General features: G+C 56.5%; 6 protein-coding genes. 5 read left to right on the forward strand and 1 reads right to left on the reverse strand.

The genetic code is table 11. The features are described 5' to 3' along the window. The first annotated feature begins 73 nt into the window (after positions 1-73). A complete protein-coding gene (locus tag CCR96_RS18680) occupies positions 74-580 on the forward strand; it encodes a hypothetical protein (protein WP_201222157.1) in 507 nt (168 codons plus the stop codon). 53 nt (positions 581-633) lie between these two features. On the opposite strand, the gene CCR96_RS18685 is transcribed toward CCR96_RS18680, so the two are convergent. Further along, on the reverse strand, positions 634-1,515 hold the full coding sequence (locus tag CCR96_RS18685) for a Uma2 family endonuclease (protein ID WP_242519208.1): 882 nt from the start codon (positions 1,513-1,515) through the stop codon (positions 634-636). 206 nt (positions 1,516-1,721) lie between these two features. Between CCR96_RS18685 and CCR96_RS18690 the strand changes: the two genes are divergently transcribed. From CCR96_RS18690 to CCR96_RS18705, 4 genes are all read left to right on the forward strand, one after another. Continuing rightward, positions 1,722-2,474 (forward strand): response regulator transcription factor, encoded by a 753-nt coding sequence (locus CCR96_RS18690; protein WP_201222159.1) that lies wholly within the window; start codon positions 1,722-1,724, stop codon positions 2,472-2,474. 24 nt (positions 2,475-2,498) lie between these two features. Further along, the gene (locus tag CCR96_RS18695) at positions 2,499-3,956 is read left to right on the forward strand and encodes a 7TMR-DISM family protein (protein ID WP_201222161.1); all 1,458 of its coding nucleotides are present in this window, start codon (positions 2,499-2,501) and stop codon (positions 3,954-3,956) included. A gap of 88 nt (positions 3,957-4,044) precedes the next feature. Then, on the forward strand, positions 4,045-4,398 hold the full coding sequence (locus tag CCR96_RS18700) for an ATP-binding protein (protein WP_201222163.1): 354 nt from the start codon (positions 4,045-4,047) through the stop codon (positions 4,396-4,398). A gap of 596 nt (positions 4,399-4,994) precedes the next feature. After that, positions 4,995-6,059: an ion channel gene (locus CCR96_RS18705; protein ID WP_201222165.1), complete on the forward strand. Its 1,065-nt coding sequence runs from the start codon at positions 4,995-4,997 to the stop codon at positions 6,057-6,059. The last annotated feature ends 240 nt before the right edge of the window (positions 6,060-6,299 follow it).

Raw genomic sequence — 6,299 nt, forward strand, 5'->3', positions numbered from 1 at the left:
ATTCAATTATTAATAGGGTCGAATTATAACTTTTCAAGGTTAAGCTGTTGTTTTGAAAAAGCTTACTGAAAGAATGCTCGTCAGGTTACTGAAAAATAAAAAAATATTATTTAGTCACAAGTCTATTGCAGGCGTCTATTATCGGCTGGCCGAGCAGCTCGATCATGATCCGCTGCTGTTATTCGAGCTGCGGGGCTTGGCGCGCAATGCGCTGCGTACCGAGCTGGCGAAGACCCCGCTTGGGCAGGCGCTCGCGCCTTTGATGACGGAGGATGATCAGGCGCCATTGGAGCCCGCGGCCTCGTTATATCCGCCGTTGCGGCCCATGGCCGACGAGGTGACGGGCGCGGCGAGCGCGAAGCAGCAGCAGGCGCTCGATCCACAGGGCTTTTGGCGTGGACGCGTTCCATTGCCTACTGAGCCTGAGGCTGCCATTGAACAGGGGCCTGATCGCGTCTCCGCCGTGCTGGTGAAGAAGGGGGGTGACTTTCCGCCCTTCTGGGATCGGGATCAGTCCTTCATCGCGGTGATGGATGAGCTGTATCGGCGTATCGAGAGCAAGAATCGGCGCTTGCTCTAGGATTTTAGATATACATGGGCGGATAGTCGAAGCGCACCCCGGTGGGTCAGCGCTCAGGATGAACTGGGCTGCTTGGCGTTCCGCAGTCGGCTGAGTTCCGCTTCAAGCGCGGTTCGCGCGGCCGCCTCGCGTTCAGCCATTGCCAGGGCCTGATCGCGTTCGCGGTTGGCCTGATCGCGTTCGCGGCTGGCCTGATCGCGTTCGCGCTCGGCCTGCGCTTGCGCCTGTTCGGCACGAGTCCACTCTGGTAGAACGAAGGCACTGTAGACCGGGTCGTGACGAATCGCATCCAGGTCAGGCCGACGGATGAGGTCGGCGAGACGAAACTGGAAGCCGGGTAGCAACTGCGAGCGAACGAGACGCTCGTCGCCTTCGCCTTCGATCGGCAGCGGACTGTAGACGCCGCCGCGGGTGCGTGCGTAGAAGGCCAGGTTGCCGGACTCGCGGTGCAGCACATAGTACTCGGGCACACCGGCGGCGGCGTACTCCGCCTTCTTGACCACCAGGTCGCGGTGGACATAAGCCGGTTTTTCCGTCGATAGGGCCTCGACGCAGAGGTCGAAGATGCCATGGTAGGAGCTGTCATTCAGATCAAGTTCGACAGGGTTGGTGTCGAGTACCAGGGCGAGGTCTGGCTTGCGGATCACCGTGCCCGAGGACAGCGCCAGGCGAAAGCCCATCTCGAGCGCGACCAGCTTGCCGATGGGCTGAAGTCGCAGATAGTGGCGCAGCAATTCCAGGAACCAGAGATAGACCTGAAAGGTTTCGAAATCCGACACCGGTTTTTCCTCGAGGCGGCCGTTGTTCCACTCGTAGCTGAGATCGGCCGCGTCGTACCAGTGCTGCCAGTACTCGGTTTCGCTCACCAGCCGACCGTCGGCACAGACCGGCTCGATGGCGGCGAGCGGCTCGTCTGTCATGGGGGTTTGAGGCATGGGAAAGGCGCCTTGCGTGGAGAGGCCTGACAACCGATCGTAGTCAATGCCAGTGGAGGCCGCAACCGTTGGAGGCCGCAACCCGCGCATTAGCAAACCGCCAGCAGACCACCCGCGAGGACTTGGACCTTGGACACGACGTAATTGTGTCGAAATGCGTCAAAAAGGACACGGGCGCCTTCGGGCGTGCTAGGTTGCCGTGGAAGATGACATCAGGCTCGCCCACCTCATCACCGCTGCTCTATCTGCTCGATGACGACCCCGTCTTTGCCGAGATCGTCACGCACTTTCTTGCGCATCAGGGCTACCGCATCACCGCCTTCGACGAGGCACCCCTGTTCCTGGCCGCGGTGGCTGAGCAATCACCACAATTGGCCTTGATCGACCTTGAGCTGGGCGACCCGAACAAGACTGGTCTGGACGTGATCGAAAGACTGCGCCAGACCTCCTCAGCCCGGCTCTCGATCCTGGTACTCACCAACCATGATTGTGACGAATACTACCTGCAAGCCAATCGCTGTCAAGTGGATGGCTTCTTGGAGAAACGCCGGGATCTCAAAGTCCTCGCCTCCTTCATTGATAGCATTCTCAAGCGTAACACCCCGGAGTATTTCCCGCCGGCCGATCAACCCGCACGGGAATACTGGTCGCTCGACAGCTTTCATTGGGTGCTGAAATGGCACAATGGCGATGTGCGAGAGGTCAAACTGACGGAAAAGGAATTTTTGATTCTGGAATGGCTCAACCGCAAGCATGGCGCCGTGGTCACGCGCGAGAAACTGATCACCTTTTGTAATGCGCTCTCCGCTACCCCGATTCATTCCAAACGCAGTATCGATAATATCATTCGCCGTTTGTGCGAGAAAATACGCCGCCTCAATCCGCAGCGCGACCAGGAAGCGATCGAGTCCATCTATGGCGGCGGGTATCGCCTGCTGTTGCAGATCAAAATACGCTAGCCAATGCCGGTCAGCCACTGGTTAATGCTGCTGTTGCTATTGGCGTTGTCCCCGTCGCCAGGCGCCCAACCAGTGCCGTTGCTCGACAGCGACCAGGACGCCACGCGCTGGATTCACCCGACGTTTCAGCTGTATGTCGACCCCTCGGGCGGCATGACGCTGGCGGAGATTCGCTCACTCAAGGACAGTGCCTTCCAACCCCTCGGCTCGCGACCCATCAGAAACACCTCTTTCCAGGCCGCCTATTGGTATCGCTGGTCGTTCACCGGCAAGCCCGGCGCCCCGGATCAATGGCTGGTGATCGGCGCCAGTTACCTGAATGTTATCGATGTCTATCAGCCGGACGCGGATGACCCGAGCGGCTACCGCCGCCTGCGCATGGGCGATCATGTGGCCCATCGCGACTGGCCGATCCGCAACACACAGGCCACGGTTGCCGTGACACCAAAGTCGAGCGAGCAGCCCTGGTACCTGCGCGTGCAGACCAATGGCCCACTGACGTTCTTTGCCCGACTAGTACTGCCAAGCCGCTATCTGTCTGAGTCCCTGCGCTGGGCGTTGTGGCATGCGCTGATTTTCGGCGCCCTACTCTTGAGCGCCTCTTTGTTTATCGGTGCTGGCGTTTATCTACACCGGCCGCTGTTTCAATACTACGGCTTGCACAACGCCAGTTTGCTGATCCTCTTGCTGGTCAAGGAGGGCTACCTGGCCTTGCTCTTGCCGGGCATGTCGGGCTCCAGCGCGGATATTCTGCTGCGCGGCAGCCTGCTGCTGGCCAATATGCTCGGCATTCTCAGCTTTTCGCTCCTGGGGGAAGATCGGCAATGGCCTCTCCTGCACCGGTTTGGCCGTGGCATCATCCTGCTCGCCCTGCTGTTGCTCCCCCTGGTGACATCGGAGCACTTCATGTCGGGGCGGGATCTGCTGTTTGTCCTCTCGCCGCTGTATTTCATCGGCCTGCTCGCGCTGCAGCTGAGCCGGATGGCGCGCCGCCAGCAGCCCTACGTCAATCTGCTCTTCGCCCTGGCCTTGCTCGTCATTGTCATCGGGCAGGGCAGCCTGCACCTGGTCGCCCTGGGTCTGATCGCGCCGAGCTTTTTCCCGCTGCACTTTTTCGAGGTGTCCCTGTTCGTCCACATCTTTGGCCTCAGCGCCATGATGGTCTATCTGCACCACGCGCGCGAACGTGAGAGCGAGCAGTTGCGCCTACAGACCCGGCTGCTCGAGCAACGCCAGCTCACCCAGAACCGCCTGCTCAGGATGCTCACCCATGAGTTCCGCTCCCCGCTGACCAACATCGACAAGCTCGCCGAATTCAGCGAGATCACCCACGACAGCGCCAATCCCGCGACGCGCACGCGCCTCTTGCATCAGATTCGCCAACAATGCCGCAAGGGTCACAAGCTCATCGAGCGTTTCCTCGTACAAGAATATGGAGCACAAGCCACCTGTGCGCATGCGCCGGACCTCGCGCAATCTTGAGCAAGTGTTGCTCGAGGCTATCGGCAGCGAATCCCTGCGCTCGATGCTCTCCCCGTTTCGTATCGTCAGCACCGGATCAGCGCCTGTCGTGATCGACATCGACGAGGAATTGCTACGCACGGCCATCATCAACCTGCTCGAAAACAGTGTGAAATACCGTCTTCACGCGAGTGAAATCACCATTGAACTCGCGTTCGTCGATGACAGCCTGGTACTCAGCATCAGCAATGATACGGACCTGAAAGACAGCGGCGAACTGCAACAGCTGATTCAACCCCAGGTGCGCGGCAGCAATGCCCAGCATCAACAAGGGAGCGGCCTGGGGTTGGCCTTGGTGAATGACATCGCCCAAGCCCATGGCGGTCGCTTGCAACTGGACCTATCCCCGCCACGCTTACGTGTGCAACTGCGGCTTCCACGCCATTACGTCAATATCGACTGACTCAACTGGCGCTGTGATGAGCCGGCTCATCGCCCTCCAAGGATCGCTCGCGACGCGGCATGGCACTGTTAAACCGCGCCAGTGGAATCGTTTTGTGCCTGGGCGAGCAACCCGACGCAGTACCACCCCTCGCCAAAAATGAATTGTGTCGAATTGTGGCAATACAAAAGAGCCGGCGGATTTCTCGGTTAGCATTTTCGGATGAAAACCGCGATCACCGCCTTGCCTATCAGGGATGAGCGGATGAGCAGGTCGGGTTAGGGACGGCGGTCCTCGCGCTGATCACGCTCAACTCACCGGCAAGCCAACTGTGCCGATGCACCTTGGGTCAGGTAGCTCGGCCCCGAAAAGCGCATGAGAAACGTTGTCATTGATCCGAACAAGCGATCGTCGACCAGTCGGGCAAACAGCGAACCCCGGCACGTTTGCGCGCACACTGCTGCAACGCGTTATGGGTGATCTCCAAGGTACCGTCTTTGTGCCACTTGGTGTCATGGTAGAACGCCCCCGAGTGGGGCAGGCGATCCTTCGGCAGCGATCGCCACGGGCAGCCGATCTCGTTTAAGGGGCAACTATTCCACTCAGCGGAGACAAGCATGAATCTCGTAAAGCTGCTAAAAACGCTTGGCGTCGTCATCGTCGTTCTCGCCATCTATCTTGGACTCCTCGCCACACTGATTCATTTTGAGCAAGCATCCGACGAGCCAAGTATTACCAACCTTGGAGAAGCGATATGGTTCTCGATTGTCACCATGACGACAGTCGGGTATGGCGACATGTATCCGGTAACCAATCAGGGTAAGTGGATTGGTTATCTATTTATTATTGCGAGTATGGGCGTTTTGGGTCTGTTGATCGGGCGTATTAGTAATATGATCAATGAGGTCAGGGAAAACCACCATCTCGGTTACAACGGTACGAGCTTTACCAATCATGTCGTCATTATCGGCTGGGATCGCTATGCGCAGACTGTACTGGAGCAGTTGTTGCCGGCAGGTGTCAAGATAGCGATCATCCTGGATCAACGATCGCAGATCGACCTGCTAGCCGGAGGCTATGAAAGGAGCCAAGTCTACTTTTTGTTAGCTGACCATCATAATTTTGAGCTAGCACGCAAGGCAAACATTGAAGCGGCTAGCATCGTGTTTGTCAATTTGAATGATGATACCGATAAGCTTGTCTATCTTATCAATAGTAAGAAATTCTACCACAAGCCGATTAGTCATGCTGTTGTCGTCAATGATCATGAATTGATTCCATCATTTAGGTCGGCAGGCGCGGATGTTGTGCTCTCTCGGGATGAGATCGATGCAAAATTGACCGCAAGTTTTATTTTTGAGCCAGAGGTTGCTAAATATACAGAAGAGCTCATATCAAGTGCATCCGAAGAAGATAGTTTCGATGTGCAGCAGTATCTTGTAATCGCCAAGAACCGTTTTAAAGATCGCTACTATCTTGATGCATTTTTTGAGATAAGAAAACAGCTTGATGCGATCCTCGTCGGGTTAGCGACGACGATCAATGGTGAGCGTGTTGTGCTTGGTAATCCGGATGACCCAGAGCTGAAAATCTCTGAAGGTGACTATCTGATTCTTATTACTTCAGGCCGGGCTGCTAAGCAACTCCAGCGGGCTTTCGGTGTTGCAGAGGGATCTCTCTAATCCGTCCAGTCGTATAATCATCGTCAATTATTTAGTACTACTTTGTTATCTTGCTCTATGCATATGATATAGTTATCATTTTCCCGGCGGCTCGTGAAAAATAGATTCTGGACATCTCATGGTCACAACCAAAAGCCTTGCGCGGCAAAATCCCCTACGCTCGCTGAAAGAAAATCTGGCGTTTCACATTGAAGAATACCACCACCACTTTCACACAGCGACGTCAGCGAACCATGACAT

The sequence above is a fragment of the Halochromatium roseum genome, from assembly GCF_016653315.1.
In the GTDB taxonomy this organism is placed as follows: domain Bacteria; phylum Pseudomonadota; class Gammaproteobacteria; order Chromatiales; family Chromatiaceae; genus Lamprobacter; species Lamprobacter roseus.

Excerpts from the sequence above, each read along its gene's own strand:
- CCR96_RS18680 (WP_201222157.1), top strand. The coding sequence starts at position 74 with ATGCTCGTCAGGTTACTGAAAAATAAAAAAATATTATTTAGTCACAAG.
- CCR96_RS18685 (WP_242519208.1), bottom strand. The coding sequence starts at position 1,515 with ATGCCTCAAACCCCCATGACAGACGAGCCGCTCGCCGCCATCGAGCCG.
- CCR96_RS18690 (WP_201222159.1), top strand. The coding sequence starts at position 1,722 with ATGACATCAGGCTCGCCCACCTCATCACCGCTGCTCTATCTGCTCGAT.
- CCR96_RS18695 (WP_201222161.1), top strand. The coding sequence starts at position 2,499 with ATGCTGCTGTTGCTATTGGCGTTGTCCCCGTCGCCAGGCGCCCAACCA.
- CCR96_RS18705 (WP_201222165.1), top strand. The coding sequence starts at position 4,995 with ATGAATCTCGTAAAGCTGCTAAAAACGCTTGGCGTCGTCATCGTCGTT.